This window comes from Methylobacterium sp. 17Sr1-1 (assembly GCF_003173775.1).
GTDB lineage: Bacteria > Pseudomonadota > Alphaproteobacteria > Rhizobiales > Beijerinckiaceae > Methylobacterium.
Map to the genome: position 1 here is coordinate 1,870,138 of NZ_CP029552.1, position 25,196 is coordinate 1,895,333.

Sequence of the window (25,196 nt, forward strand, 5' to 3'; positions counted from 1 at the left end):
ACAACTGGGGGTCGAGTTGTCGACGTAGTCGATCGTGCTCGAATTGATCGACGGGCCTGTTCCGGCTGCCGCGTCCTCCGCGGCCTCGGCCGCCCACGTCCTGCCGGCGTCTTCCCGGGCGCCGCGGCGAGATGAAGCAGCGTATTCGAGACGTCTGTGGCTGAGCCGGCAATGGAGCGTGGTCGTCGGTCCGGTCACCGGCCAAGCTGAGTCGGCCGATATGCCACCCCGCCGCCAGCGGGATCGGTCTGCTTTGATCAGCCTTGTGCTCGGTCACGGTGCGGGTGGGCGGAAAAAAGCTGTCGAGCTCAGGCGCGGCGCAGGCGGCGCCAGCCGAGGACGGTGCCCGAGGCGGCGATCACCAGGCCGAGGGCACTGAACGCGACGATGACCGTCAGCCGCGCCGCCGGGTTCTGCGCCAGGGGCCCGGCATCGAGGGTGTGGAGGGCATCGAACAGCCAGCGATTGGCCCGCCCGCTGCGGTCGGTCCGCCCGAGGATCGCCCCGGTCGCCGGATCGATGTGGAACCAGGTTCCCGCCGGGTCGTCGAAGGCGAGGCGTAAGGTGGGCAGGGGCGGGGCGCCGTGGCGGTCGTACCAGTAGGCGTCCGGCGCCGTGAGGCGGGTCACCGCGCCGAGCCTCGCCCCCGGCAGCATCGCGCCGGCCGCGGCCAGGATGGTCGCGGGCGCCGGCACCGTACCGCAGCACGCGGCCGTGCCGCCGGGACCGGCGGCGACGACGACGGGCCGGCCGCCGATCCACGCCAAGTCGAGCGCGACGCTGCCGGCGGGCGCACCTGCGAGGTCGTCGAGGCCGAGGGGGAAGACCGGCGCCGCCTGCCCCGCATAGGCCGCCCGCATGGCGGCGTCGGGCGCCCGCGGCCCGAACCAGCCGCGCGGGTTCATCGACAGCCAACCGCTGAAGAGGAAGGTGACGACGACGAGCCCGCCCGCCACCCCCGCGAGGTGGTGCCAGGCGGCGAAGCCCCGGTAGGGCGTCAGCCGGCCGCGCATCAGCCGGACGAAGCCGAGGGCGTAGCCGCTCGCGGCCCCCGCGAGCGTGATCCCGGAGATCCACAGCACCACGTCCTGCCACAGGCCCGCGCGGGCGCGCAGCGGCGTGAGGTAGACCCAGTGGAGGACGGAGCCGGCCCAGTTCCACACCCGCTCGGTCCGGGTGGTGTCGAGGGCGAGCTCGCCCGTGGCGACCGACAGGTAGAGCTCGGTCCCGGCCACGTCGCCCAGGGCCACGCGCCGGAACGGCCGCAAGGGATCGTAGCGCGCCGTCACGGTCCACTGGTCGCGCGTGACGGGGCCGAGATCGGCGACGCGACGGGCGAGGGGATGGGTCGCGGCGAGCGCCGCGGCGCTCTCCGCCGTCAGGGGCGGGAACGGCGCGCCGGTCGCGGCCGAGAGCGCGAGGCGCCGTCCGTCGCCTTGCGTGATCCAGTAGGCGGGCTCGGGTCCACGCATCGCCAGGGTGAGGGTATCGGGGAAGGCGGACGCGCCCGACCGCTCCAGCGCCGCCTGCGGCGTCAGCCGCACGGCGTCGAGGCGGAGCGGGCCGGACGCCGCGACCCGCTCGGCCTGCGTGAGGACGGGGAAGCCGACCGTTAGCATCACCAGCCCGGAGGCGAACCAGGCGACGACGAAGAGCCCGGTCGCGATGCCGAGCCAGCGGTGGCCGAGATGCAGCCACCGTTTCAGCCGCTTGCGCAATCCGCGCATCAGAAGGTGACGTGGTAGGCGAGCTCGACCGAGCGCGGCCGGCCGAGCAGCCAGGAATTGCTGTTGCCGGAGATCGCGTAGAGCCGGTCGGTCAGGTTGTAGCCGCGCAGCGACAGGCGCGAGGTCGGCGTCACCTGCCAGTCCAGGGTGGCGTTCACGAGCGTGTAGGCCGGCCGCCTGACCGTGTTGGCGAAGTCGCTGAACACCGGCCCGACATCGTTGATGCCGAGCCGCGCCACCCAGCCCGGCGCGAAGGCGTAGCTGAGCCAGACATTGGTCACCCGTTGCGGCACGTCGACCGGGACCTTGCCGGCGAACGACACCAGGCCAGCATCGGTATTCTGCGAGAACGAGTCGTAGCGGGCCCGCAGCAGGGCGGTGTTGGCCTCGATGCGCCACTGCTCCGAGAGCTGGTAGGCGAAGGCGACCTCGATCCCGCGGGAGGACTGGCTGCCGATTGCGGCGACCTCCGTCGGCCGGCCGGGGATCGGGCTCAGCAGGTTGTCCTTGCGAATGTGATAGGCGGCGAAGGTCCACTCCCCGCGACCATTGTCGAACAGGCCCTTGGCGCCGGCCTCGACCTGTTCGCCGGTGGCGAGCTGGAACTGCGCCTGCGGCACGCTGGTGGTGATCAGGCTGCCGAGCGGATCGGCGGCGGTGGCAACTTGCGCGTAGAGGGCGAGATCGGGCGTCGGGGTATAGACGGCCGCGGCGCGGGTGCTCACCGAGTCGAAGGTCTTCTCGAAGGCGGTCCCGGCCAGCGGCCGGCTCACCGCGACCGTCGGCGCGTCGTAGCGCAGGCCGGTCACCAGGGCGAAGTGCGGCGTCAGCTCCAGCCGGTTCTCGGCGAAGACCGAGGCCTGGCGGGTGCGCGAGACGATGTCGGTGCGGGTGCCCGCGAGGTTGATGAAGCGCCCTTGCGCGAAATCGAACGGATCGACGACGCTCTCGCCCCCGAACGGCGCATTGCTGTCGCGCCGGAACGCGATGTGGTTGACGTCGAAGCCGATCACCGTCGCACTCTTGATGCCGAGCAGGCTGCCGCGGACGGTCGCGTCGAGGCGGTTGCCGATCTGCTCCTCGTGGTGGCGGATCTCGATGTAGTCGCTGCGGCCGATCAGGCCGGTCGCCGGCTGGTAGGTGTATTGCTCGACGTCGCGCCAGTGCCGCTCGGTGGAGAGGCGATAGGCGGTGTTGCGCACCGTGATGTCGGGGCTGGGATTCCACTCGGCGCGCAATTGCGTCCAGTTGTCGAACCAGGCGATCTGCGAATCCTGGATGTTGTAGTTGGTGAAGCGCAAGCGGTCGGGCACCCGCGTGTCGACGAGGGGCGAGCCCCAGTAGCGGGTCGGCTCGTTGTGGCCGAGGTCGTGCGAGAGGGTGACGCTCAGGTCGGGGGCCGCCCGCCAGGTCACCGCCGCCGAGAGGGCGAGATTGCGAAAGTCGCCGTCGGGCTTGACCCAGCCGTCGGCCCGGTTGCCGCTGAGGTTGAGCCGGTAGGCCAGGTCCTCGCCGACCGGCCCGCCGCTATCGAGGGCGAGGCGCGCGAGGCCGTCGGAGCCGATCGCCGCCCGCGCCTCGCCGACCGGGACGAAGGTCGGCTTCTTCGGCACCACGTTGATGATGCCGCCGATCGCGCCCTCGCCGTAGAGCACCGAGGCCGGGCCGCGCAGCACCTCGATCCGCTCCGCCGACCAGGTGTCGAACGGGAAGGTGACGGTGCCGACCCCGACATAGAGCCGGGTGCCGTCGTAGAGCTGCTGCACCGAGCTCGGCCCGACGAAGCCGCGGGCGGCGAAGGAGTGGTTGCCGTTGCCGGGTGAGGCGATGCTGGTGATGCCGACGGCGTTCTGGGTCACCGCCTCCTCGAGCGTGTTCTGGCCCCGGGCCCGGACGGTCTCGCCGCTGATGATGTCGAGGCTCGCCGGGGTCTCGAGCGGGGTGAGGCCGAGGCGGCTGCCTGAGCGCGACGGCGTCGCGAGATTGAGGCCCGGGGCGGCCTCCTCCCGGGAGCGGACGCCCGCGACCTCGATGCGGTCGAGGGCGATTTCTTCTGCGGTGCCGGGGGCGGCGGCCAGCAGCGGGGCGGCGAGGGCGGTGGCGAAGGTCGTCGCGCGGCGGGCGCGGTGCGCTTGCATGGTGGTATCCGGGATGGGCTTCCACTCCGTCCGTAGCCGGTCTCGTCGCATATGTAACGTTATAAAGTTACATTTCTTGCATCCCTTGCGACGCGCACCCTGTCGGCGGGTCGGGGGAGGGCGGGACCGGGCATGGCGGGACGGCGCGGGGCTGTGGCACGTCACCGCGAACGACAGCGGGACGGGGGCTTGGCGCCCTCGCCTCGACACCCATCAGGACACCCCGCCCGACGTGCTCGCGTGTGACCACGGCTGACGGCAGGTCTCCTGGCTCACGGGTCAGCGCCTGCCATCGTCTTCCCAGGGACCTTTTCAGGGGTCCCCAGTGACATGAGTGATGGAAGGCTCGCCGCTCACAGTTGCGGGGGCAGCCGCGGCTTCGGGCGAACCCTCACCGCGTTCCCTTTTGATCCCCGGAGGGAACCGTCGACGGCAAGCTTAGCCGTTCGGATACGAAGGAGCAATGGTGGGTGTCGGTTTGATCAACACACGGGAGCCTCGCGCCCCAACCCTCCCCCCTCTGCGGGCTACGGCCTTGACGGAAGTGAGTCTCTCGCGAGGAGGGCACCGGCGAGCATGGCCGAGAAGCGCTCCCATCCGCGCGCGACGACCTTGGGACCGGGTGGCGAGTTGGGAGCGTTCCAGCCGCCGTGGCGGGCCACGATCCACTCTAACCAGCTCAGGTTGCCGACGGGGTGAGGGTTGCGCAGGCGGTCCGTGCTGCCCTCGCAGGCCCGCCCCAGTTCCGCGACCACTGGCAGAGCCGCCTTATCCAGAACGTCCTGCATCGGTCGTCGGCTGCCGTCGCGGGCATCGACCAACTGCAGGATCCGCACGGCGGCTCCCAGCGCCAAGGCACTCAGCCGGAACAGCTTGTCTGGCACCCGCACCTGTGTCTCGTCCAGGCCGAGCCCGTCGCGCTTGAGAGCGCGGAACACCTCCTCGATCCGCCACCTCAACCGGTACAGCCGCACCATGTCCTGCGCGGCGGCGGCATCCGGCACCGCCCGCGTCGTCAGAAGCCGCCAGCACAAGGGCGTCACGCCCACAGGCGGCTCGAGTTCCTGCACGCAGACGCCATGCAGCCTCAGGCTGGCCGGCTCGCGGGCGCCTGGGCCGGAGGGACGGACCACCTCGACCGGTCCGGCCTGCAGCCTCACCTTGGCGATGCGGGCCGGCACCCCAGGGCGAGCCGGCACCTCCACGGTGCCGGTTGTCGCGACGGGCCATGACGCCTTGTCCTGAAGGCTGCCCCCTTCAACCAGTGGCCGGTCATGGCGTGCCCGCACCAGAAGATCGCTGCCCGCGGGCCGACGGGCGAAGTGGCTGTAGATGTCGCCCTCCTGGTCGGCGACCACGATCAAGCTCCGGGCCGTGTCGGCCAAAGCCGTCGCGGCAGCGGCCGCTCCGGTGATCCAGCGCTGGCTCTCCTTGTCCTCGACTGGCCGCCGGTGACGTGGCGCCGTCTGGCGGGCGGCGCGGGTCCAGAGCTGGGCGTCGACCAAGCCCAGCACCGCCTCGTCCTCGGCATCGACGGCGATGACCGGGTGCAGGAAGAAGCCGGGATTGCGGCCGTTGCCGGCCGGCCCCAGGCCATGGCGGCCAGCAGCAGCTGGGGTGAAGTTGATCTCGCTCGTGTCCTGGACGGCCACGATCGGACGCCCGGCGCAGGCCTGGGCCGTGCGGGCTGCAAAAGCCTGCAGGATGCCCTGCCAGTCAGCGCAGGGCGAGGAAAGGTAGCGATGGGCGGCCGCCGTACCGGCTTCGCTGCCGCCCACCGTGCTCAGCACCACGCTGCCGGTGGTGACGATCCGCTCAAACAGCCACGCCCCCCGGGCCTCGGTGCGTACGTCGCCCGATCCAAAGCCTCGCATCGGTTGTCCTCGCTGAACCGCAAAGACGCCCAACTCACAGACGCCGAACCATTTCCGTCAAGGCCGTAGCTCTGCGGGGGAGGGTGGCCTGCGGAGCAGGCCGGGAGAGGGGAACCACGGTTCCGGAAAAGCCTGAACCGTTGTGAAGGGCGCCATCTGGATCAGCGTCGCGCTGCCCCTCTCCCGGCCCCTGCTGATGCAGGGACCACCCTCCCCCGCAGAGGGGGGAGGGTTCGCGGGCGCGCCTCGATCGATGTCGGGCGACGATCCCACCCGCTCCCCGCCGCCGATGGCAGACCCCAGCTTTCTCAACCACGCCGCGCGATCCCGCATCGACGCCGCCCCGCACCCCTGACATACAGGACCCCGAACCGGCCCGCCCGGGCCGTGCATAAGATCTGACAAAAAGCCCCCTGGGAGGTCCCCCGATGTCGTTCCGCTCAACGGCCGCCGGCGCCGCCGGCCTCGCCCTGTCGCTGGCCTTGAGTGCCCCCGCCCTCGCCCAGGACGCCAAGGCGCCGATCAAGATCGGCGTGCTCAGCGACATGAGCGGGCCCTTCGCCGACCAGGCGGGCACCGGCTCGGTCGCGGCCGCGCAGCTCGCCGTCGAGGATTTCGCCAAGGAGGCCGGCGAGCTGAAGGTCGAGGTCGTCTCGGCCGACCACCAGAACAAGCCCGATATCGGGCTCGCCACCGCCCGGCGCTGGCTCGACCAGGAGGGCGTCTCGACCATCGTCGACCTGCCGAACTCGGCGGTCGCGCTGGCGGTGTCCAACCTGATGCGCGAGCGCCACCGGGTGGCGCTCGCCTCGAGTGCGCTCACCTCCGACCTCACCGGCAAGGCCTGCGCGCCGACCACCGTGCAGTGGGTCTCGGATACCTGGGCGCAAGGCTCGGCCACCGCGCGGGCCATCGCCGGCCGCGGCCTCAAGTCCTGGTACTTCGTCACCGTCGATTACGCCCTCGGTCACGCGCTGGAGCGCGACGCCACCGTCGCGCTGAAGGCCGCCGGCGGCACCGTGAAGGGGTCGAGCAAGCACCCGCTCAATGCCGGCGACTTCGCCTCGCCGCTGCTCTCGGCGCAGGGCTCGGGCGCGCAGGTGCTGGCGCTCGCGGACACGGGCGCCGACATGATCAACGCCGTCAAGCAGGCGGCGGAGTTCGGCGTGATGCCCGAGATGCGCCTCGCGGCGCTGTTCGTGCAGCTCTCCGACACCCACGCGCTCGGCCTCAAGGCGGCGCAGGGGCTCCAGCTCGCCAGCGCCTTCTACTGGGACCGCACCGACGGCACCCGCGCCTTCGCCAAGCGCTTCGGCGAGCGGATGAACGGCCGCATGCCGACCGAGAACCATGCCGGCGTCTATTCCTCGACGCTGGCCTACCTGCGGGCGGTGCGCGACACCGGCACCATCGAGGGCGAGAAGGTCGTGGCGGCCTTGCGCGAGAAGCCGATCAACGATCCGCTCTTCGGCACCGTCACGGTGCGCCAGGACGGCCGCGCGGTGCACGACCTGTTCCTCTACGAGGTGAAGGCCCCGGCCGACAGCAAGGGCCCGTACGACTACTACAAGCTCCTCGACACCGTGCCGGGCGACCAGGCGTTCCGGCCGATGGCCGAAGGCGGCTGCCCGCTGGTGAAGTAACGCGCCGAAGCCCATCCTGCTCGACATCGGCGGGGCCCGACCCAGATCAGGGGTTCACCCCTGTCAGACCCCGCCGAAAGTGTTCCTCATGTCCGACGCCGTCCTGACCCTCAACGACGGGAAGCGCATCCCCCAGCTCGGCTTCGGGGTGTGGCGGCTCTCCGACGAGGAGGCCCCGGCGGTCGTCGGCACCGCGCTGGAGGCCGGGTACCGCCTGATCGACACCGCGGCGATGTACGGCAACGAGGCCGGCATCGGCCGCGCCGTCGCCGCATCGAGCCTGAAGCGGGAGGAGATCTTCGTCGCCACCAAGGTCTGGAACGACCGCCACGGCTACGACGAGACCCTGCGGGCCTGCGAGGAATCCTTGAGCCGCCTCGGCCTCGACTACGTCGACCTCTACCTCGTCCACTGGCCGGTGCCGCAGCGCGGGGCTTACGTCGACACCTGGCGCGCCCTGATGCGCCTGCGCGAGGATGGCCGCGCCCGCTCGATCGGCGTCTGCAACTTCACGGTCGAGCACCTCAAGCGCGTGATCGACGCCACCGGCTCGACTCCCTCGGTCAACCAGGTCGAGCTGCATCCGCGCTTCCAGCAGAAGGCCTTGCGGGCCTTCCACCAGGAGGCCGGCATCGTCACCGAGGCCTGGGCGCCGCTCGGCCGCGGCGGCCTGCTGGACGACCCGGCGATCCAGGCCATCGCCGCGAAGCACGGCCGCACCCCGGCCCAGATCGTGCTGCGCTGGCACCTGGACGGCGGCACCGTCGCGATCCCGAAATCCGCCACGCCCGCCCGCATCCGCGAGAACCGGGAGCTCGACGGCTTCACCCTCGACGCCGAGGATCTCGCCCGCATAAACGCCCTCGACGATCCGGCCGGGCGGATGGGGCCGGATCCGGAGACCTTCGGGGTGTGAGTCCGGCGCGCGAGGCGTGAGCCCGGCTTGATCGCCGGAGCCGGGCCGGCCTAGGCTTGAGGCCTCCCGTCCTGTTCGCGAGGCTTGTCCGTTGAGCGGCCGTACGCCCCCCGAGACCCGCGCCGCCTACCGGCGCTTCGTCCCGATCACCACCCGCTGGGCCGACAACGACGTCTACGGCCACGTCAACAACGTGGTCTATTACGCGTTCTTCGACACGGCGGTGAACAGCGTGCTGATCGCGGAGGGCGCCCTCGATATTTCGAAGAGCCCGGTGATCGGCCTCGTGGTCGAGACCGGGTGCCGCTACTTCCGCTCGATGGCGTTTCCCGACCGGGTCACCGCCGGGATCCGGGTCGCGCATCGCGGCACGTCGAGCGTGCGCTACGAGGTCGGGCTGTTTCGCAACGACGACGAGGAGGCCGCGGCGCAGGGCCACTTCGTCCACGTCTACGTCGACCGGGCGACGCAGCGCCCGGTGCCGCTGCCGGAGGAGTTGCGGCGGGTGCTGGAGCCGCTCGCCGTGGCCGCCCCGTGAGCGGCGAAACCGATCTGGGCAGGCTCCTGGCCCGGATGCGGCCGGAGCTGCGTCCCGGCACCTACGTCTTCGCCACCCTGGACGACGGCGCGCTGCCGGCGGGCCTCGCCCCCGTGATGAGCTTTCGCGAGGCGGAGGGCACGACCCTGATCCTTCCCGAGGCGGAGGCCGCGCGGGCCGGTCTCACGAGTGCATTCCCATGCCGCTGGATCACGCTGACGGTGCACTCCTCGCTCGCGGCCGTCGGCTTCCTCGCCGCCGTGGCGGCGCGCCTCGCCGGACGGGGGATCGCCGTCAACGCCGTCTCGGCCTTCCACCACGACCACCTGTTCGTGCCGGCGGCGCGGGCGGAGGAGGCGATGGGGGTGCTGCGGGAGCCTGGCGGCCAGGAAACCCTCTGAAGATCGAGCGCGGGTCTCCCTGGAGAGACCTGCCACACGGGAAGGAAACGCACCGGATCGCTCCCCCGGCCTCCATCTCCCGCGAAGGAACCTTTCGCCCCTTACGGCTTGTTGCACCCTCCGCCGCCGCCCAAGCTGCCGGCATCGCAACCGGAGGACCCGCACCATGCCGCCGCGCATCCCGCTCAGTCCCGGGGGGCGGGCCCGCTCGGGCTCGTCGCCCTCGCCCTCGCGATCCTGGCCGCCGGCCTCCTCCTCGAAGGCCACCCGGTCGACGCCTCGGTCTCGCCGCACGTCGCGCCGGTCGAGGCCCTGACCCGCCCGCTGCCGAGCTCGGAGACGATGCTCCGCGACCTGGCCGGCCGCGACTGACGCACGAAGACGACGCACTCCGTGACCGACCTCTTCGCCGGCAGCGCCGGCCCGCTCGGCTGGGCGGTGATCCTCGCCACCTTCCTCCTCGCCGGCTTCGTCAAGGGCGTGATCGGGCTCGGCCTGCCGACGGTGGCGGTGGGGCTGCTCGCCACGGTGATGAGCCCGGCCCAGGCCGCGGCGCTCCTGATCGTGCCGTCCTTCGTCACCAATGTCTGGCAGCTCCTCGCCGGGCCGCGCTCCAGCGCCCTGCTGCGGCGGCTGTGGCCGATGATGGCGGCGGTCGCCGTCGGCACGGTAGCGAGCGCCGGGCTGATCGCCGGCGGCCAGGGGCCGGGCCCGGCGAGCGCACTCGGCATCGCGCTGGTGGCCTACGCGGTGATCGGGCTCGCCGGCCTCTCCGTCCGGGTGCCGGCCGGCGCCGAGCCGTGGCTGTCGCCGGTCGTCGGCCTCGCCACCGGCCTCGTCACCGGGGCGACCGGGGTCTTCGTGATTCCCGCGGTGCCCTACCTCCAGGCGCTTCAGCTCGACCGGGACGCGCTGATCCAGGCCCTCGGCCTGTCCTTCACGGTCTCGACCGTGGCGCTGGCCGCCGGCCTCGCGCGGGAGGGCGCGCTGCCGCTCGCCGCCGGGGCCGCCTCCCTCGCCACCCTGGCGCCGGCGCTCCTCGGCATGGCGGCCGGGCAGTGGCTGCGCGGCCGGGTCTCGGCGCCGACCTTCCGGCGCGCTTTCCTGATCGGCCTTCTGCTGCTCGGCGCCCACCTGGCCCTGCGGCCGTGGCTGTGAGAGGACACTACTCCTCGTCGTCGTCGATGGGCCGCAGGATCTGCATCCGCCGGCCCATCGGATCCTCGATGGTGGTGCGGCGCATGACCAGGAAGCCGCCGTCCTGGGCGCGGCGGATCCGGTCGGCGCGGGCATCGACCAGGAGGTCGACGTCGCGGTAGCCGGCCATCTCCGGCGGCAGTGGGCGGGCGACCCGCACCGGCCGCGGCTCCGGCCGGAAGGCGGCGCGGCGCGGCGCCTCGGCGACCGGCCGCCGGATCGGGCGCGCCGCGACGCGCTCGCGCCGCTCGGGCGCGCGCCGCACGGCGACCGGGCGCTCGGCCTTACGCTGCCGCGCGGCGGTCCGCGCCGGCTTCGGGGCCGGTCGCGCGGGCGTCGCGGCGGCGGGTTCGACGGCCGGGGAGGCGGGCTTCCTCGCTTCCGTCACAGCCGGGACCTCGGCCGGCCGCGAGGGCGGATCGCTCCACGGGCGCGGGGCGGCGGGATCCTGCGCCCGCGCCGGCGGCGCGCACAGGATGCCGAGCAACAGGGCGAGGCCGACCGAGCGGCGCATCCCGTCACGCATGATCGCACCTCCGGATCGGCAGGGGCGGCCTGCCCGGCTCCTCGGTCGTCGCGGCCCAGACGCTGGGCCGCGCGGCGGTCGTCGCAACCTGACCGTGTCGAGGAAGGTAGTCGCGCGGGGCACAGGCGTCCACGCGCGAGGTTTAGGAATTCACTGCGCTGTCTCAGTTCGGCGCGATCCGCGTCGGACCGGCCTGCGCCAGCATGTCGCAGAGTGCCGTCGGAACTCTATTAACCATTCGGCGTTCCAGCGCCTGCTCCTCGCACGTGTCTGTCGGGCCCGCCCCTTGCCACCGCGACGGCACAACCTCTCCGGAACCGGCAACGATGATCCAGTTCGACACGAAGGCGTTCGCGATGGGACGGGCCGCAACCTTCGCCGCTTCATACGAGACCAGGTTGCGCCGGGCCGCGATGATGGTCACCCTGGCGGTCGGCGTCCCGCTGGTGCTCGCCTGGTTCGGCCTGATCGGCTGGGGCGTGCTCTGGCTCGCCCGGAGCGCGCTCGACCTGTCGGTGAGCGTCCTGGCGCTCTGAGCCGCGGGGCGGCGCGGCAGGACAGCCTGGGAAACAACCCGGCGCGGCGCGGCCCGCGGGTTGCGGGGGCGCCTGGGCGGTGCCAGGAACAGGCATCCGCTTCCACTGCTCGGGGTGCCCGCCATGCTGTCCATCGACCTCAATTCGGACCTCGGCGAGGGTTTCGGCGATTACCGCTGCGGCGACGACGCGGCGATGCTGGAGGTCGTGACCTCGGCCAACGTCGCCTGCGGCCTGCATGCGGGCGATCCCGAGATCATGGCCCGCACCTTCGCCATCGCGCGGGACCGCGGCGTCGCGGTCGGCGCCCATCCGGGCTATCCGGACCGGTGGGGCTTCGGCCGCCGGATCCTGCCCTTCACCCCCGGCGAGGTCGAGCGGCTCGTCGCCTACCAGGTCGGTGCCGCCGCGGGCCTCGCGGCCTATGCCGGCCACCGCCTCACCTACGTCAAGGCGCACGGGGCGCTCGCCAACCTCGCGGCGGTGGAGCGGGAGATGGCGGATGCCATCGCGCGCGCGGTCAAGGCCGTCGATCCCTCGCTGTCGCTGCTCGCCATCGCGCTCACCGCCCAGGTCGCGGCGGGCGAGGCGCAGGGCCTCGACGTGCACCAGGAGATCTTCGCCGATCGCGGCTACACCGAGGCCGGGTTCCTGATCCCCCGCAACCAGCCCGGCGCGATGATCACCGACGAGGCGGAGGCCGCCGAGCGCGTGCTCGCCATGGTGCAGGAGGGGGCGATCATCGCGGCGAGCGGGAAGCGCCTGCCGACGCCGGTCCGCTCGGTCTGCGTCCACGGCGATTCCGCCCACGCGGTCGCGCTCGCCCGGGCCGTCCGCGCCCGCCTCGAAGGCGCGGGCGTAAGGCTCGCCTCGTTCCGGGCGTGAGCCGATCGGGGGTGGGGACGGGGCTGGGGCGCATGCGCCGTTGGGGCCTCTACCGGATTCCTTAGAGCCAGTTTGGCTTGCTTGACCGTCTCAACACCCTCCACGTCAGTCCGGGCTCCGCTGCGCGGCCCCGGACTGACCGTGGAGGGTGTCACATCCGTGGATCCAATCGAACAGGCTCTCCGAATCTTGTTTTGACCAGCCTCACGCCCCGTCATAGATCGGGAAGCGCCGGCACAGGGCCAGCACCTCCTCCCGCACGACCGCCAGCCCGGCCTCGTCACGGGGCGCCGCGACCACCCGGCCGATCCAGCGGCCGACCTGGCCGAACTCCTCCACCCCGAAGCCCCGCGCCGTGCCGGCATTCGAGGACAGGCGCAGGCCCGAGGGAGCCTCGGGCGGGCGGGTGTCGAACGGGATCTGGTTCTTGTTGACCGCGAGGCCCGCCGCTTCCAGCGCCTCGGCGGCCACGTCCCCGGTGATGCCCTGCGGCGAGAGGTCGACCAGCATCAGCCCGCAATCGGTGCCGCCGGCGACGAGGCGCATCCCGGCCTCGGCGACGCTCGCGGCGAGCGCCCGGGCATTGTCGAGGACCGCCTGGTTGTAGGCGCGGAATTCCGGCCGCAGGGCCTCGCCGAAGCAGGCCGCCTTGGCGGCGACGGCGTGCATCATCACCGAGCCCTGCACGCCCGGGAAGATCCCGTCATTGATCCTGTCCGACAGGGCGGGATCGTTCCACAGCACCAGCCCGCCGCGGGCGCCGCGCAGGGACTTGTAGGTGGTCGAGGTGACCACGTGGGCGTGCGGGAACGGATGCGGATAGAGCCCGGTGGCGACGAGGCCGGCGAAATGCGCCATGTCGACCATCAGCAGCGCCCCGACCTCGTCGGCGATGGCGCGCAACCCCGCGAAATCGAGAGCGCGGGCATAGGCCGAGCCGCCGGCGACGATCATCTTCGGCCGGTGCTCGCGGGCGAGCTTTGCCACCGATTCCAGTTCGACGCGCTCGCTGTCGCGCTCCACGCCGTAGCGGACGATCCGGTAGTCGCGGCCCGTCAGGGTCGCCGGATGGCCGTGGCTGATATGGCCGCCGGCCTCGACGCCCATCGACAGGATCGTGTCGCCGAGCGCCAGCAGGCCGAGGAAGACGCCCGCATTGGCGTTCGAGCCCGAATGCGGCTGCACGTTGGCGAACCGGCAGCCGAACAGCCGCGTCGCCCGGGTCACCGCCAGGGCCTCGATCGCGTCGGCATGCGCGGCGCCGCCGTAATAGCGCCGGTAGGGCAGGCCCTCGACGGTCTTGTTGGTCAGCACCGAGCCCTGCGCCTCCAGCACCAGCCGCGAGACGATGTTCTCCGAGGCGATCAGCTCGATCCCGTCCCGCTGCCGGGCGAGCTCGCCGCGGATCGAGGCGGCGAGCTCCGGGTCGGCGTCGAGGCCGCGGTCGAAATAGCCGTCGTGGAGGAGGCGCATGGTCGAGGATCCCGTCGGTCGCAGGGCCCGAGGGTCGGGCGTCCCGAGTGTCGGGCTTGAGTGTCGGTCTTGCCCGATCGGCCCGCAAACGGGATAAGCTGCGGCTCCGGCCAAGCTTTTCTTGGCCTCGCACGCTGAGGCCTCGCGATGGATCCGGCCGGCCGGGCGGCCCCGCCCTCCCTCAACGCCCTGCGGGCCTTCGAGGCGGCGGCGCGTCACGGCGGCTACGTGGCGGCGGCCCGGGAGCTGCACGTCACCCCGGCGGCGATCGGCGCCCAGGTGAAGGGGCTCGAGGCCTGGCTCGGCCGGCCGCTCTTCCACCGCCGGCCGAACGGCCTGTGCCTGACCCCGGAGGGCAGGGCGGTGCTGCCGTCCCTGACGACGGCCTTCGATGCGGTGAACCAGGCGGTGCGGGTGATGCGCGCGGTCGCGAGGCCGCGCAGCCTGACGCTCGCGGCCCTGCCCTGCATCGCCCAGCTCTGGCTCGCCCCCCGACTCCCAGGCCTGCAGGCCGCCTTCGACCTCGACGTCGCGATCCTGACCCGGGACGACCCGCCCGACTATGCCCGCGAGCGGGTCGATCTCGGCCTGTATTTCGGCGAGGCGCCCGCCGGCTGCACCGGCGTGGTTCTGGCGCAAGACAACCTGTTTCCGGTCTGCTCGCCTTCGCTGGCGGCGGCGTTGCGCCACCCGCGGGACTTGAGCGCAGCGACGCTCCTGCACGATTCGGTCTGGCGCGAGGACTGGCCGCGCTGGCTTGCCCACCACGGCACCGGGGCCCTGCGCCCGGCCCGGGAGGCGGCGTTCTCGCTCTACGGCATCGCGCTGGACGCCGCGCTCGCCGGACACGGCGTGCTCATCGGGCACAGCGCGCTGGTGGGCGAGGCGCTGGCGGCCGGGCGCCTCGTCGCGCCGTTCGGGGACCGGGTGGTGGCGGGGGCGCCGCTGCGGCTGATCGTGCCGGAGGGCGGGGAGGGGGAGCGGCTGGCGGGGGTGATCCGGTGGTTGAGCGGGGACGCGCCGCGAGGCGGGCTGCTCGACCGCGTGGACCGCTGCTGAGCGTGGGTAGCAGACCTTGGCTCTTTGCTCGGGAGCGGACGTTCCGCATCCGACCCAGCCTCGCCGCTCTGGATGTCCCACGATCCACGGTCAGTCAGCCCTTCAGGGCAAGCGCACGCCGCGCTCGGCCTCGAAGTGGCACTTCCAATCCCGCCGCAGATCGGCGGGCCGTCGCTCGAAACGTTCATCGAGAAAGACCGCGGCCTCGATGCGGTCGGCGCGGAAGTGACGGAAGGCTTGTCGGAGTTCACACCACGCGGCAAGCAAGCGGACGGTGTCGGCGTAGCCGACGATCACCGGCCAGACGACGCGCTCGCTCACGCGGCCAGTCTCATCGCGGTAACGGATGCGCACCTTGCACCCCGTGCGGATCGCGGCACGCAGCCGCGCCATGTCGAGGCCATCGACGGACGTGGCGCGGCTGGGAGCAGCGCCGATGCCCGGATCGGCAACGAACGGGCGCAGATGGTCGGGAACGACGTTGGCGATCTTGGCGAGCAGATCGCGCGCCGCGTTCGCCAGCCCTGGATCGCCGCGGTCTGCGACCCACTGCGCGCCCAGCACCGCCGCCTCCAACTCGTCAGTGCTGAGCATCAACGGCGGCATGTCGTAGTTGCGGTCGATGACGTAGCCCACCCCTGCTTCACCCCGGATCGGCACGCGCTGCGCGATCAGGTCCGCCACGTCGCGGTAGACGGTGCGGACCGTCACTTCGAGTTCGGACGCCAGCATCGAGGCCGTGATCGGTCGCGCCGAGCGGCGCAGGATCTGGATGATCTGGAACAGGCGATCGGCACGACGCATCGGCTCATCCTTGCTGACAGGACGGTGTCAGGAGGGTTCGGTTACGCCCATGCTCCGCGGCGTCAATGCCGCGGCCGTTCCGGAGGACAGCATGCATCTCGCCTCGACCCGCATCATCACCGCTGACGTTGATCGTCTTGTCGCGTTCTACGAGGCGGTGACTGGGCTCTCCGCCACCCGCTACACGCCTGACTTCGCCGAGTTGCGCACGACGGGCGCGACGCTGGCGGTCGGCAGCACGCGCACCCTGGCCCTGTTCGGCGGTGACGCCGTCGCCCAGGCGGCGGCCAACCGCAGCGCGATTATCGAGTTCCGGGTCGGCGATGTAGACACGGAATACGCACGGCTCGCGCCCGACCTTGGTTCGGCGCTGGTGCAGCCGCCGACGACGATGCCATGGGGCAACCGCTCGCTGCTGCTGCGCGACCCGGACGGCACGCTCGTCAATCTGTTCGCCCCGGTGACGGCGGAAGCCGAGCAGCGCCTCGACCAGCCATAATCTCAATCGAGGTTAGATCGTCCGCATCCTACAGGTCTGTAGCGGACGATCGCACCGTCAGATACCAACGGCCTAAGATGCTGACGCAGCAACGTCGACCTCGGGCAGGACCGAGATCGACGAGGCCGTTGACCCATCTCGAATTTTCGACCCCAAGCCGAAGGCTTGGCGAAAATTCGAGAACGGCACCAAAGGTCGTTTTCAACGACCGTCGGTAATGAGATGGATCGAAAGCAGCCCTCCAGGGCCGGCCCGATGGCCCTCAACCGCCAGCGTTCCCACCCACCACAACCCCCACCACCGGCAACGGCGCCTCCACCTGCGCCACCACCCCGCCCGGCCGGTACTCCACCTCCGCCGTGCCGCCGATCTCGGCGGCGAGCACCCGCTCGATCATCCGCGAGCCGAAGCCGCGCCGGGCCGGGGCCGAGACCGGCGGGCCGTCCGTCTCCTCCCAGCGCAGCCGCAGGCGACCGTCGAAGGTTACCTCCCAGGTCAGCAGCACCCGGCCCGCCTCGGTCGAGAGCGCGCCGTACTTGACCGCGTTGGTCGCCAGTTCATGCAGGGCCATCACGAAGGCGAGCGCCAGCCGGGGCGGCAGGCGGACCGGCGGGCCGTCGATGGCGAAGCGCAGGCCCGCGCCGGTGCGGAACGGGCGCAGGGCCTCGTCCGCGATCTCCGCCAGGGTCGCACCCTCCCAGCTCTCGCGGGTCAGGACGTCGTGGGCGGCCGAGAGCGATTGCAGGCGGGCGTTGAAGGCCGTGCGCGCCTCGGAGAGCGAGGAAGCGTGGGTCAGGGTCTGGTTGGCGATCGACTGGATCGTCGCCATCGAGTTCTTCACCCGGTGGTTCAATTCCTCGGCGAGCAGCGCCCGGTGCTCGTCGCCGCGCTTGCGCTCGGTCACGTCGAGGGTCACGCCGGCCATGCTCAGGGGCGCGCCGTCCGCGTCGTAGAAGGTCTGGCCGCGGATCTGCAGCCAGCGCACCTCGCCGGTCGGCGTGCGGATCCGGTACTCGATGTCGTAGTCGCTCCGGGTCTCGATCGACCCCCGGACGGCCGCCTGCATCCGCTCGCGGTCCTCCGGCAGGATCGCGGCGATCAGGTCATCGAAGGTGAACGGCTCGGCCGGATCGCGGCCGAGAATGCGCTTGCAGCTCTCCGACGCCATCAGCCGCATGCCGTCGAGATCGAGGGTCCACGAGCCGAGGCGGGAGGCCTTGAGGATGAAGTGGAGCCGCTCCTCGCTCCGCCGCAGGGCGAGCGGGCGCCGCTCGATCTCCCGCTCCAGGGCGTCGCGGTCGCGCTGAAGGCGCACCAGCCGGTCGCGCTCCAGCGTCACGTCGAACTGCGAGGCGAAGAAGTAGGTGAGCTGCCCGTCCTCGCCGAAGACCGGCGAGACCAGCAGGCGGTTCCAGAACGCCTCGCCGGTCTTCTTGTGGTTGAGGAGGTCGATCTCGACCGGGACCCGGCGCTCGATCGCGTCGCGGATGCGCGCGACGTCCGCGGGGTTGGTCTCGGGTCCTTGCAGGAAGCGGCAGTTGCGGCCGACGATCTCGTCCCGGGCGTAGCCGGTCAGCCGCGTGAAGGCGTCGTTGACGAAGACGATCGGGTTGTCGGGCTGGTGCGGGTCGGTGATCACCATCGGCATGCGCGTCGCCCGCACGGCGGCCGCGAACGGATCGGGACTGGCGCCGGTCCGGATCAGCTCGGTCGCGATGCGGCTGTCGTCGCGGCGCTCGGTCACGCTTGCGTCGCCTCCTGCGCGGGGACGGGGTGAGACGTCTCGTCTCCACGCCTATTGTGTCATCGCCAACGGCCCGGCTTCACGCAATGCCCGCGATTGCTGCAAAAGCGCGCATCCGAGGCCGCGTCTACGGATGCGGCTCCGGAAAGCCGTGGCGCGCGTGCAGGGCCCGCAGGATCGCGTCCTTGTCGTCGGTGAAGCGCAGGTCGTCGTGGCGGCCGGTGGCGAGCGCCTCCGGCGCGTCGGGGGCGAAGACCAGGAGCGGCAGCGACTGGTGGTTCTCACCGAGGCGGTCGATCAGCGCCTGCCGCGGGCGCGGCCAGGGCAGGCGCGTCACGGCGAGGCGTTCGGCGAGGGCGGGAAAACCCGCGAGCACGCCCTCGATCAGGGCGCAGTGCCAGCAGTAGAAGCGCCGGCCCGGATAGGCCGGGTCGGTGAAGTCCGGCGCCAGCAGGTAGAGGTGGTCGCGCAAGACCGTCACGCTCCGGAGTTCACACGTCCTGGCGCGGCAGCATCCGGTCGAGCAGGGCGTCGCGCCGGGCGATCAGATGCCACGCGGTCGCCAGCACGTGCAACGCCACCAGGGCGTAGACCGCGTACTGGCCGGCCAGGTGGATCTGGTCGGCGAGCTTCGCCACCGCCTCGTTCTTCGCCATGAAGGGCGGGATCGGGAAGAGGAAGAAGTACTGCGTGGTGTTGCCGGCGGCGGCCGACATCACGAAGCCGCTCAGTGGCATCAGCAGGAACACGAGGTAGAGCAGCCAGTGGTTGATCCGGCCGAGCACGGCCAGGCCCTTCGGCACGAAGACCTCCGGCGGGGCCGGGTGCCAGGCCCGCCACAGGATGCGGATCGCGACGATGGCGAAGATCGTGATGCCGACGGACTTGTGGAGCTGGAAGTAGAAGCCCTTGGCCGGGCTCGCCGGCAGGCTCGTGGCGATCCAGGCCAGCGGCAGCACCGCCAGCACCAGAGCGGCGGTGAGCCAGTGCAGACCCTGCGCCATGGCCGAGTAGCGCGGCTGCTCGACGCGAGCGATCGGGACCGGCGCGCGGGTGGACAGGTCGAGCATCCGGGATGGTCCTCACAGGGCCGCCGTCGCGGCGGGGGCTGGTCTACCCCCGCAGGCTAGACACTCCGCGACGCATGGTCACCCTGGAATCGCTCGAAATGCCGGGGACGGACGCGGCGTCAGATCGCCGCCGCCGGATCGCCCCCGAGGGGATTGCCCTCGTCCTCGTTGCGGTCGTCCTGGCGGTCATCGTCCCGGCGCTCGCGGCGCCGCCGGCGGCGTCCGCCCTCGGCGAGGGACTGGGCCAGCGCCCGGAACGGCGCGGTCAGGCGGCGCACGTCCTCGGCCCGCTCCATGAAGCGCTCGCCGTTGCGGATCTCGCGGTCGAGCGCCGCCATGGTGCGGGCGAGCGCCGGGTCGTCGTCCTCGAACCACACCTCCATGACGCGCGCGAAGGCGATCACCACGCCCTGGAGCTTGACGCGGCCGAGCGGCCCCTCGGTGCTGATGCCGGCCGAGGCCAGCATGAAGCGCTGCGAGTTGAGCGCGACCTGGTTGAGGGCGGCGAGCGACAGGGGATCGCCGCGCAGCGCGAAGGCGATGCGGCGCAGGGCCGGCTTGTAGGGATCCATCGCGTCGAGGCGGCGCATCAGCACGTCGAACAGCCGTTCGCGGGTCGGCTCGTCGTCGAGGTCGTCGCTGGCGCCCTCGAGCACCTGCTTGTCGATCATGCGGGCGAAGCCCCCGAGCACCGCGCCCTTCGACGGGTAGGCGTCGCGAAACTCCGCCAGGCTCACCCCGGCTTCGCGGGCGATGTCGCCGACCTCGATGTCGTTCCAGGGCTGCTCGGCGGCAAGCCGCATCAGCGCCTCGACGATCGCCTCCCGCGGCGGCAGGCGGGCGGCTTCCGGCGCAGCCCCGGCGTCGTGCGACGCGCCGGAGGTCGTGCTGCCGGACGGCTTGCCGTCGGACGCCTTGGGGGTGCGGGCCATGGATGGACGCTCCGATACCGGTGAGGCTGAGAGGGAGCGCTGCGGCGCCTCCCCGAGGCGGATCACCGCCTCGACCGCGTATCTAGGGATCGGCCCGGCCGCCGGGCAGGGGGCCGCGGCGTCGCGCCCGGGTGAGGGAGAGGTGACGCGATAGGGGGGATTTCAGCCCGCCAGTTCCCCGGCCCGGTTCTTGGCCGCCGCCACGGCCGCGCGCATCAGGGGGCTCAACCCGTCCTCGGCCATCAGCACGCCGAGCGCCGCCGCGGTGGTGCCGCCCGGCGAGGTCACGTTCCGGCGCAACGTCGCCGGCTCCTCGGGGCTCTGCCCGAGCAGCTCGCCCGCCCCCGCCACGGTCTGGCGGGCGAGGCGCGCCGCCACCTCGGCCGGCAGCCCGGCGGCGACGCCCGCACTCGCCAGGGCTTCGGCCAGCAGGAAGACGTAGGCCGGGCCGGACCCTGAGACCGCCGTCACGGCGTCGATCAGGTCCTCGCTGTCCAGCCACTCGACGAGGCCGATGCCCGAGAGGAGCGCGTGCGCCGTGCGGCGCTGGTCCTCGGTGGTCTCCGGCGAGGCCGCGGCGCCGGTGGCGCCCCGGCGGATGCTCGCCGGGAGGTTCGGCATCGCCCGCACCACCGCGCGGGCGCGGGGCAGGCGGTCCTTGAGGTTGGCGATGGTCTTGCCGGCGAGCACCGAGACCACGACCGTGTCCGGCCCGGCGAGCGGGGCCACCGTCGCGGCGGCGGCCTCCAGGCCCTGCGGCTTGATCGCCAGGACCAGGGCCTCGGGCTCGGCCGGCTTGTCCGGATTGAGGGCGATCCCGTGGGCGGCGCAGAGCGCCGCCATTGCGGGGGCGGGGTTCGGATCGACGACGGTGACGCGGGCGCCCGGCAGCCCGTCGGCGAGCCAGCCCTCCAGCATCGATCCGCCCATCTTGCCGGCGCCGACCAGGATCAGCGAGGCGGGCAGGGCCCCGCTCACGCCTCGCCCTCGGTCTCGAACAGCACGGCGTCGAGGGCCTCGCGGGCGCTCTTGCCGGCCCAGATCACGAACTGGAACGCCTGGAAGTAGCGCTCGCAGGCCTCGACCGCGGTCTTCAGCATGGTCTCGCACTGGCCGTGCGTCGGCTCGGCGCCGCCGGTGAGCAGGAGCGCGTGGCGGAACATCACCACGTGCTCGCTGTTCCAGAGGTCGAAATGGCCGACCCAGAGCTGCTCGTTGACGAGCGAGACGAGCCGCAGCACCTCGTTGCGCCGCCGCTCCGGCACCTTCAGGTCGAAGGCGGAGGCGACGTGCAGCGCCTCCACGTCCTCGATCCACGTGAAGGCGACGTGGTACTCGGCCCATCGGCCCGCCACCGCCACCGACATCTCGTCGGTCTCGGCACGATCGAAGATCCAGTCCCGGAGGGAGGCGAGGCGCTCGACGACATCGAGCGGGTGCTCGGCGCGGTTCAGGTCGTCGATGTTGAGCTGGGTCATGGCGATCCAAGTTTGGCTCGTCCGAGCGGGAAACAGCTGCGTCAGCGAACGCGGCGAGTGTCGTCTTCAAGGCAGATCGCGACCCGGGCACGGTCAGGACGTGCAGGCGAAAAGCTTAAGTTCCGACTTGTCTCCCCAGAGCGGCTGCGAATCAGGGCGTGACCCACTATAGCCCGGGCGAGTCGAGGGACTCAAAGCGGAAAGCCGCGGTGGCGGCGGCGTGCCGCCGGCTATCCACCGAAGCTTCCTGTGCACAAGCGGGACGCGTCGGGACGACGAGTCAGGCGGTCGCCGTGCCGCCCGTCGATGTGCTCTTGGCGCCGGGGGCGGCCTCCAGCGCCGCGACGCGGGCGGTCAGCGCATCGTTCTGGGCGCGTAAGGACGCGACGAGATCGCGCAGCACCTCGACCTCCTCGCGGGTGGCGACGTCCATGTCCCGCAGCATGCGCTCGATCTGCGCCTTGACCATGGTCTCGGCCTCGCGGCGCACGCCCTGGGCCGCGCCGGCGGCGTCGGTCATCAGGCGGGCGAAGTCGTCGAACAGGCGGTTCTGCTGCATGGAAAAACTCCGGGGCTGGTCCGTGATGCACAGCCCTAATGCATTTCAACCCGGAATGGGCCCCGGTCCGGGCTCCCCGTCGCGCGAAAATGCGGCACCATCGCGATCGGACCGCTTGTGGCCGCTTCGGTTGCGCGACGGTGTCGCGGATGGGGCCCAGCAACAGACGGTTGCACAATGGTGGCTTCAAGCAAAACCCGGTCTCGGGCATAAGGCGAACCCGTGAGCACGACACCGCACATCCTGATCGTCGAGGACGATCGCGAGATCAGCACGCTGATCGCCCGCTATCTCCGTGGCAACGATTGCCGGGTCTCGATCGCCGGCGACGGCCGCGAGATGGACCGGCTCTTGGCCGATTCCCGCGTCGACCTGATCGTCCTCGACCTGATGCTGCCGGGCGAGGACGGCCTGTCGATCTGCCGGCGCCTGCGCGCCGCCTCCGGCATGCCGATCCTGATGCTCACCGCGAAGAGCGAGGAGATCGACCGGATCGTCGGGCTCGAGATCGGGGCCGACGACTACCTGGCCAAGCCGTTCAACCCGCGCGAACTGCTCGCCCGCATCCGGGCGATCCTGCGCCGCGGCGCCGCGGCGCCTGGCCGCGACGACGAGGGCGTGCGCCGCCACGCCTTCGCGGGTTTCGTGCTCGATGCGGGCCTGCGCCAGCTCCTCAACCCGGAGGGCGCGCAGGTGTCGCTCACCGGCGCCGAGTTCGACCTGCTGCACGCGATGTGCCTGCGGCCGGGCCGGGTGCTCTCCCGCGACCAGCTCCTCGACCTGACGCAGGGGCGCGCGCCGGGGCCGTTCGAGCGCAGCATCGACGTGCTGGTGAGCCGCATCCGCCAGAAGATCGAGCGCGATCCCCGCAACCCGGAGATGATCAAGACCATCCGCTCCGGCGGCTACCTGTTCACGCCGGAGGTGGTCTCGACATGACGGGCGTCTCGCCATGACGGGCAAGGGGCCTCTGCCGGGCCGCATCGCCGGGCAGCTCGCCCTGCTGGTGGTGGCGGCGATCGTCGTCACCCACGTCGTCGTGACCGTGGCCTTCCTGCTGCTGCGCCCGGAGCTGCGCCGCTCCGACGAGCGCCCGAGCGCGCTGGCCAACCGCCTCGTCACCGTCGTCCACATGGTGGCGGCGGCCCCGGCGGACGACCGGGCCGACGTGGTGGCGGCGGCGCGCCACAGCGCCTCGGCGCTCCACCTGACCCTCTTGCCCGCCAACGAGCCGAACGCGCCCGGCCCGTCGAGCGCCGACGTGCCGGAGATCACCGGACTGCGGGCGGCGCTCGGGCCCGGCTACGGCGTCTCGGCCGAGCACCAGCCCGCCGGCGCGCTGCACCTGCGCATCGCCGGGCCGGGCGGCCTCCAGCTCGCCGCCGACCTGCCGCCGCTGCCGCTGCCGCACCCGCCGCTGACCAGCGCGGTGCTGATCACCCTGGTCTTCCTCGCGCTCTCGCTGACGCTCCTGTCGATCTGGGCGACGCGGGCGCTCACCGCGCCGCTCGCGCGGCTGGCCGAGGCGGCGGAGGCCTTCGGCACCGCCACCGAGGCGCGGCCGCTGCCGCAGCGCGGGCCGGAGGAGGTGCTGGCGGTCTCCCGGGCGCTCGGCCGGATGCGCGACCGGGTCTTGCGGCTCCTCGACGACCGCACCCACATGCTGGCGGCGATCAGCCACGACCTGCGCACGCCGATCACCCGCCTGCGCCTCCGGGCGGAGTTCCTGGAGGACGAGGGGCTGCGCCGGCAGTTCCTGCGCGACCTCGACCAGATGAACGCGCTCGTCGAGGCGGCGCTCTCCTTCGTGCGCGACGGCCAGCCCCGCGAGGGCCAGCCCCGGGCGGATCTCGGCCTCGTCGACCTCGCCTCGGTGGTGCAGACGGTCTGCGACGGCTTCGCCGACATCGGCGAGGCGGTACGGGCCGAGGAAGTCCGGGACGAGGACCTGCGGCCGGCCCTGGTGCGCGCCTCGTCGGGCGAGCTGCAGCGGGCGCTCACCAACCTCATCGACAACGCGGTGAAATATGCCGGCGGCGCCACCGTGCGCCTCGTCGAGGCCGGGCCGGGCCGCGTCGCGGTCGAGATCCTCGACGAGGGGCCGGGCATCCCGGAGGAGGAGCGTGCCCTGATGCTCCAGCCCTTCGTGCGCGGCGACCGCGCCCGCACCCTCAACGAGGCCGGCGGCTTCGGCCTCGGCCTGTCGATCGCCAGCGCCATCGCGCAGTCGCACGGCGGCACGTTCAGCCTGAAGAACCGGGTGCCGCAGGGCCTGTGCGTCCGCCTCGAGCTGCCGCGGGCGGCCGGCGCGGTGCCGCGGCCGCCGGCGGCCCGGGCCGCCTGAGCCGGCGCGCCGGGCCGGCTCGCGCGGACATGCTTGGCAAAGAGATACTTGGCCGAGAGATTCGGCCGAGAGATGCTCGGCGAAGAGACATACTTGGCGAAGATGTAACCTCTCATTGCGGCTTGCCGCAGCGCAACAGGCGGAAACCGTTCTCCCGCGGCGGCGAAAGATCTCTTAAGCGGCGCCGGCCGCAACCTGCCTCGCGTCGGGGACGACGGATCGTCCCCGCCCACACGCGAGGTCTCACGCCCCCATGACGACCGTCTCCGCCTCCAGCGCCGCCCAGCTGGTCAACCCGCCCAAGGTCGAGCCGAAGGCCGGCGCGCACAAGCAGCGGCTCCTCGACCAGATCTCGGCGCAAGCGCAGGCCGGCAGCCTGAGCGCCACCGACGCGAGCGCGCTGACGAGCGCGGTTCAGGACATCGACCAGGCGATGTCCGGCACGTCCGGTTCCGGGACGAGCGGCACCCGCCTCGACCCGGCCCAGGCCAAGAGCCGGATGGACGACCTCATCGGCGCCGAGGTCACCAAGGGCACCCTGACGAGCGACCAGGCGACGACGCTCAAGTCCCTGCTGTCGTCGCAGAAGGGCGGCCAGGGCGGGGAGCGTGGCGGCGTCGGCGGCGCGGGCGGTCCTCCCCCCGGTCCGCCGCCCTCCGGCGCGGCCGATGCGACAGGTTCGACGGATGCCACGTCCACGGCCGACGCGGCCACGAGCGCCAGCGACCTGCTCGCGGGCTTCCTCAAGCAGCTTCAGACCGCGCAGGCGCAGAGCCAGGCGAGCGGCTATGGCGCGAGCGGCAGCGGGACGCCGAAGGGCAGCCAGGCGGCAGTGTTCGACTTCACGGTGTAG

Annotated in this window: 26 protein-coding genes and 1 riboswitch; of the genes, 13 read left to right on the plus strand and 13 right to left on the minus strand. The window is 72.1% G+C overall.

Going from position 1 to position 25,196, the window contains the following annotated elements; genetic code table 11:
* Positions 1 to 308 precede the first annotated feature (308 nt).
* The 3 genes from DK412_RS08405 to DK412_RS08415 form a co-directional block, all read right to left on the minus strand.
* Positions 309 to 1,727: a peptidase gene (locus DK412_RS08405; RefSeq protein WP_109971583.1), complete on the minus strand. Its 1,419-nt coding sequence runs from the start codon at positions 1,725 to 1,727 to the stop codon at positions 309 to 311.
* Positions 1,727 to 3,865, minus strand: coding sequence for a TonB-dependent siderophore receptor (locus DK412_RS08410; RefSeq protein ID WP_109971584.1), 2,139 nt, complete (start codon positions 3,863 to 3,865; stop codon positions 1,727 to 1,729). Before DK412_RS08410 ends, DK412_RS08405 begins: the two co-directional genes overlap by 1 nt.
* 239 nt (positions 3,866 to 4,104) lie before the next feature.
* A riboswitch (cobalamin riboswitch) is annotated at positions 4,105 to 4,308 on the minus strand.
* Positions 4,309 to 4,392: 84 nt separating this feature from the next.
* Positions 4,393 to 5,739: an IS4 family transposase gene (locus DK412_RS08415; RefSeq protein ID WP_109971307.1), complete on the minus strand. Its 1,347-nt coding sequence runs from the start codon at positions 5,737 to 5,739 to the stop codon at positions 4,393 to 4,395.
* Positions 5,740 to 6,167: 428 nt separating this feature from the next.
* Between DK412_RS08415 and DK412_RS08420 the strand changes: the two genes are divergently transcribed.
* The 6 genes from DK412_RS08420 (at position 6,168) to DK412_RS08445 (ending at position 10,395) form a co-directional block, all read left to right on the plus strand.
* Entirely contained in the window at positions 6,168 to 7,382 is a 1,215-nt protein-coding gene (locus tag DK412_RS08420; RefSeq protein ID WP_109971585.1) for an ABC transporter substrate-binding protein, read from the plus strand.
* Positions 7,383 to 7,470: 88 nt separating this feature from the next.
* Positions 7,471 to 8,298, plus strand: a complete 828-nt coding sequence (locus tag DK412_RS08425) for an aldo/keto reductase (RefSeq protein ID WP_109971586.1) — start codon at positions 7,471 to 7,473, stop codon at positions 8,296 to 8,298.
* A gap of 91 nt (positions 8,299 to 8,389) precedes the next feature.
* The gene (locus tag DK412_RS08430) at positions 8,390 to 8,836 is read left to right on the plus strand and encodes a thioesterase family protein (RefSeq protein WP_109971587.1); all 447 of its coding nucleotides are present in this window, start codon (positions 8,390 to 8,392) and stop codon (positions 8,834 to 8,836) included.
* A complete protein-coding gene (locus tag DK412_RS08435; RefSeq protein WP_109971588.1) occupies positions 8,833 to 9,237 on the plus strand; it encodes an ACT domain-containing protein in 405 nt (134 codons plus the stop codon). Before DK412_RS08430 ends, DK412_RS08435 begins: the two co-directional genes overlap by 4 nt.
* Before the next feature lie 108 nt (positions 9,238 to 9,345).
* The gene (locus DK412_RS08440; RefSeq protein WP_109971589.1) at positions 9,346 to 9,609 is read left to right on the plus strand and encodes a hypothetical protein; all 264 of its coding nucleotides are present in this window, start codon (positions 9,346 to 9,348) and stop codon (positions 9,607 to 9,609) included.
* A gap of 21 nt (positions 9,610 to 9,630) precedes the next feature.
* Positions 9,631 to 10,395 (plus strand): sulfite exporter TauE/SafE family protein, encoded by a 765-nt coding sequence (locus DK412_RS08445; protein ID WP_245447483.1) that lies wholly within the window; start codon positions 9,631 to 9,633, stop codon positions 10,393 to 10,395.
* Positions 10,396 to 10,402: 7 nt separating this feature from the next.
* Here DK412_RS08445 and DK412_RS08450 read toward each other — a convergent pair whose 3' ends face one another.
* A complete protein-coding gene (locus DK412_RS08450) occupies positions 10,403 to 10,960 on the minus strand; it encodes a hypothetical protein (protein ID WP_162596154.1) in 558 nt (185 codons plus the stop codon).
* Positions 10,961 to 11,286: 326 nt separating this feature from the next.
* On the opposite strand from DK412_RS08450, the gene DK412_RS08455 reads away from it, so the two are divergent.
* Both DK412_RS08455 and DK412_RS08460 read left to right on the plus strand, forming a co-directional pair.
* Complete coding sequence (locus DK412_RS08455) at positions 11,287 to 11,496, plus strand: hypothetical protein (protein ID WP_245447485.1); 210 nt, start codon at positions 11,287 to 11,289, stop codon at positions 11,494 to 11,496.
* A 123-nt stretch (positions 11,497 to 11,619) separates the two neighbouring features.
* On the plus strand, positions 11,620 to 12,381 hold the full coding sequence (locus DK412_RS08460) for a 5-oxoprolinase subunit PxpA (RefSeq protein WP_109971591.1): 762 nt from the start codon (positions 11,620 to 11,622) through the stop codon (positions 12,379 to 12,381).
* A gap of 204 nt (positions 12,382 to 12,585) precedes the next feature.
* Here DK412_RS08460 and glyA read toward each other — a convergent pair whose 3' ends face one another.
* The gene (glyA, locus tag DK412_RS08465) at positions 12,586 to 13,854 is read right to left on the minus strand and encodes a serine hydroxymethyltransferase (protein ID WP_109971592.1); all 1,269 of its coding nucleotides are present in this window, start codon (positions 13,852 to 13,854) and stop codon (positions 12,586 to 12,588) included.
* A gap of 147 nt (positions 13,855 to 14,001) precedes the next feature.
* On the opposite strand from glyA, the gene DK412_RS08470 reads away from it, so the two are divergent.
* Entirely contained in the window at positions 14,002 to 14,913 is a 912-nt protein-coding gene (locus DK412_RS08470; protein ID WP_109971593.1) for a LysR family transcriptional regulator, read from the plus strand.
* A gap of 102 nt (positions 14,914 to 15,015) precedes the next feature.
* Here DK412_RS08470 and DK412_RS08475 read toward each other — a convergent pair whose 3' ends face one another.
* On the minus strand, positions 15,016 to 15,717 hold the full coding sequence (locus DK412_RS08475; RefSeq protein ID WP_109971594.1) for a YafY family protein: 702 nt from the start codon (positions 15,715 to 15,717) through the stop codon (positions 15,016 to 15,018).
* Positions 15,718 to 15,808: 91 nt separating this feature from the next.
* Between DK412_RS08475 and DK412_RS08480 the strand changes: the two genes are divergently transcribed.
* Complete coding sequence (locus DK412_RS08480; protein ID WP_109975142.1) at positions 15,809 to 16,216, plus strand: VOC family protein; 408 nt, start codon at positions 15,809 to 15,811, stop codon at positions 16,214 to 16,216.
* A gap of 262 nt (positions 16,217 to 16,478) precedes the next feature.
* On the opposite strand, the gene DK412_RS08485 is transcribed toward DK412_RS08480, so the two are convergent.
* The 7 genes from DK412_RS08485 to DK412_RS08510 all read right to left on the minus strand — a co-directional run bounded on the left by DK412_RS08485 (position 16,479) and on the right by DK412_RS08510 (position 21,999).
* Positions 16,479 to 17,960: an HWE histidine kinase domain-containing protein gene (locus DK412_RS08485; RefSeq protein ID WP_109971595.1), complete on the minus strand. Its 1,482-nt coding sequence runs from the start codon at positions 17,958 to 17,960 to the stop codon at positions 16,479 to 16,481.
* 127 nt (positions 17,961 to 18,087) lie between these two features.
* Entirely contained in the window at positions 18,088 to 18,432 is a 345-nt protein-coding gene (locus DK412_RS08490) for a DUF3088 domain-containing protein (RefSeq protein WP_109975143.1), read from the minus strand.
* 19 nt (positions 18,433 to 18,451) lie between these two features.
* A complete protein-coding gene (locus tag DK412_RS08495) occupies positions 18,452 to 19,030 on the minus strand; it encodes a cytochrome b (protein WP_109971596.1) in 579 nt (192 codons plus the stop codon).
* A gap of 119 nt (positions 19,031 to 19,149) precedes the next feature.
* On the minus strand, positions 19,150 to 19,962 hold the full coding sequence (locus DK412_RS08500) for a TetR/AcrR family transcriptional regulator (RefSeq protein ID WP_204165529.1): 813 nt from the start codon (positions 19,960 to 19,962) through the stop codon (positions 19,150 to 19,152).
* A 162-nt stretch (positions 19,963 to 20,124) separates the two neighbouring features.
* A complete protein-coding gene (gene proC, locus DK412_RS30900; protein WP_280953978.1) occupies positions 20,125 to 20,940 on the minus strand; it encodes a pyrroline-5-carboxylate reductase in 816 nt (271 codons plus the stop codon).
* Positions 20,937 to 21,440, minus strand: coding sequence for a YbjN domain-containing protein (locus DK412_RS30905; protein WP_048466719.1), 504 nt, complete (start codon positions 21,438 to 21,440; stop codon positions 20,937 to 20,939). Before DK412_RS30905 ends, proC begins: the two co-directional genes overlap by 4 nt.
* Positions 21,441 to 21,720: 280 nt before the next feature.
* Positions 21,721 to 21,999: an accessory factor UbiK family protein gene (locus DK412_RS08510; protein WP_109971598.1), complete on the minus strand. Its 279-nt coding sequence runs from the start codon at positions 21,997 to 21,999 to the stop codon at positions 21,721 to 21,723.
* A 222-nt stretch (positions 22,000 to 22,221) separates the two neighbouring features.
* Here DK412_RS08510 and DK412_RS08515 point away from each other — a divergent pair, with 222 nt between their 5' ends.
* The 3 genes from DK412_RS08515 (at position 22,222) to DK412_RS08525 (ending at position 25,196) form a co-directional block, all read left to right on the plus strand.
* On the plus strand, positions 22,222 to 22,938 hold the full coding sequence (locus DK412_RS08515) for a response regulator (RefSeq protein WP_109971599.1): 717 nt from the start codon (positions 22,222 to 22,224) through the stop codon (positions 22,936 to 22,938).
* 13 nt (positions 22,939 to 22,951) lie between these two features.
* Positions 22,952 to 24,343, plus strand: coding sequence for an ATP-binding protein (locus DK412_RS08520; protein WP_109971600.1), 1,392 nt, complete (start codon positions 22,952 to 22,954; stop codon positions 24,341 to 24,343).
* A 253-nt stretch (positions 24,344 to 24,596) separates the two neighbouring features.
* Positions 24,597 to 25,196, plus strand: a complete 600-nt coding sequence (locus DK412_RS08525) for a hypothetical protein (RefSeq protein ID WP_109971601.1) — start codon at positions 24,597 to 24,599, stop codon at positions 25,194 to 25,196.

Excerpts from the sequence above, each read along its gene's own strand:
- DK412_RS08480 (WP_109975142.1), top strand. The coding sequence starts at position 15,809 with ATGCATCTCGCCTCGACCCGCATCATCACCGCTGACGTTGATCGTCTT.
- DK412_RS30905 (WP_048466719.1), bottom strand. The coding sequence starts at position 21,440 with ATGACCCAGCTCAACATCGACGACCTGAACCGCGCCGAGCACCCGCTC.
- DK412_RS08460 (WP_109971591.1), top strand. The coding sequence starts at position 11,620 with ATGCTGTCCATCGACCTCAATTCGGACCTCGGCGAGGGTTTCGGCGAT.
- DK412_RS08425 (WP_109971586.1), top strand. The coding sequence starts at position 7,471 with ATGTCCGACGCCGTCCTGACCCTCAACGACGGGAAGCGCATCCCCCAG.
- DK412_RS08520 (WP_109971600.1), top strand. The coding sequence starts at position 22,952 with ATGACGGGCAAGGGGCCTCTGCCGGGCCGCATCGCCGGGCAGCTCGCC.
- DK412_RS08420 (WP_109971585.1), top strand. The coding sequence starts at position 6,168 with ATGTCGTTCCGCTCAACGGCCGCCGGCGCCGCCGGCCTCGCCCTGTCG.
- DK412_RS08470 (WP_109971593.1), top strand. The coding sequence starts at position 14,002 with ATGGATCCGGCCGGCCGGGCGGCCCCGCCCTCCCTCAACGCCCTGCGG.
- DK412_RS08495 (WP_109971596.1), bottom strand. The coding sequence starts at position 19,030 with ATGCTCGACCTGTCCACCCGCGCGCCGGTCCCGATCGCTCGCGTCGAG.
- DK412_RS08475 (WP_109971594.1), bottom strand. The coding sequence starts at position 15,717 with ATGCGTCGTGCCGATCGCCTGTTCCAGATCATCCAGATCCTGCGCCGC.
- DK412_RS08410 (WP_109971584.1), bottom strand. The coding sequence starts at position 3,865 with ATGCAAGCGCACCGCGCCCGCCGCGCGACGACCTTCGCCACCGCCCTC.
- DK412_RS08500 (WP_204165529.1), bottom strand. The coding sequence starts at position 19,962 with ATGGCCCGCACCCCCAAGGCGTCCGACGGCAAGCCGTCCGGCAGCACG.
- DK412_RS08415 (WP_109971307.1), bottom strand. The coding sequence starts at position 5,739 with ATGCGAGGCTTTGGATCGGGCGACGTACGCACCGAGGCCCGGGGGGCG.
- DK412_RS08455 (WP_245447485.1), top strand. The coding sequence starts at position 11,287 with ATGATCCAGTTCGACACGAAGGCGTTCGCGATGGGACGGGCCGCAACC.
- glyA (WP_109971592.1), bottom strand. The coding sequence starts at position 13,854 with ATGCGCCTCCTCCACGACGGCTATTTCGACCGCGGCCTCGACGCCGAC.
- DK412_RS08450 (WP_162596154.1), bottom strand. The coding sequence starts at position 10,960 with ATGCGTGACGGGATGCGCCGCTCGGTCGGCCTCGCCCTGTTGCTCGGC.
- DK412_RS08525 (WP_109971601.1), top strand. The coding sequence starts at position 24,597 with ATGACGACCGTCTCCGCCTCCAGCGCCGCCCAGCTGGTCAACCCGCCC.
- DK412_RS08405 (WP_109971583.1), bottom strand. The coding sequence starts at position 1,727 with ATGCGCGGATTGCGCAAGCGGCTGAAACGGTGGCTGCATCTCGGCCAC.
- DK412_RS08510 (WP_109971598.1), bottom strand. The coding sequence starts at position 21,999 with ATGCAGCAGAACCGCCTGTTCGACGACTTCGCCCGCCTGATGACCGAC.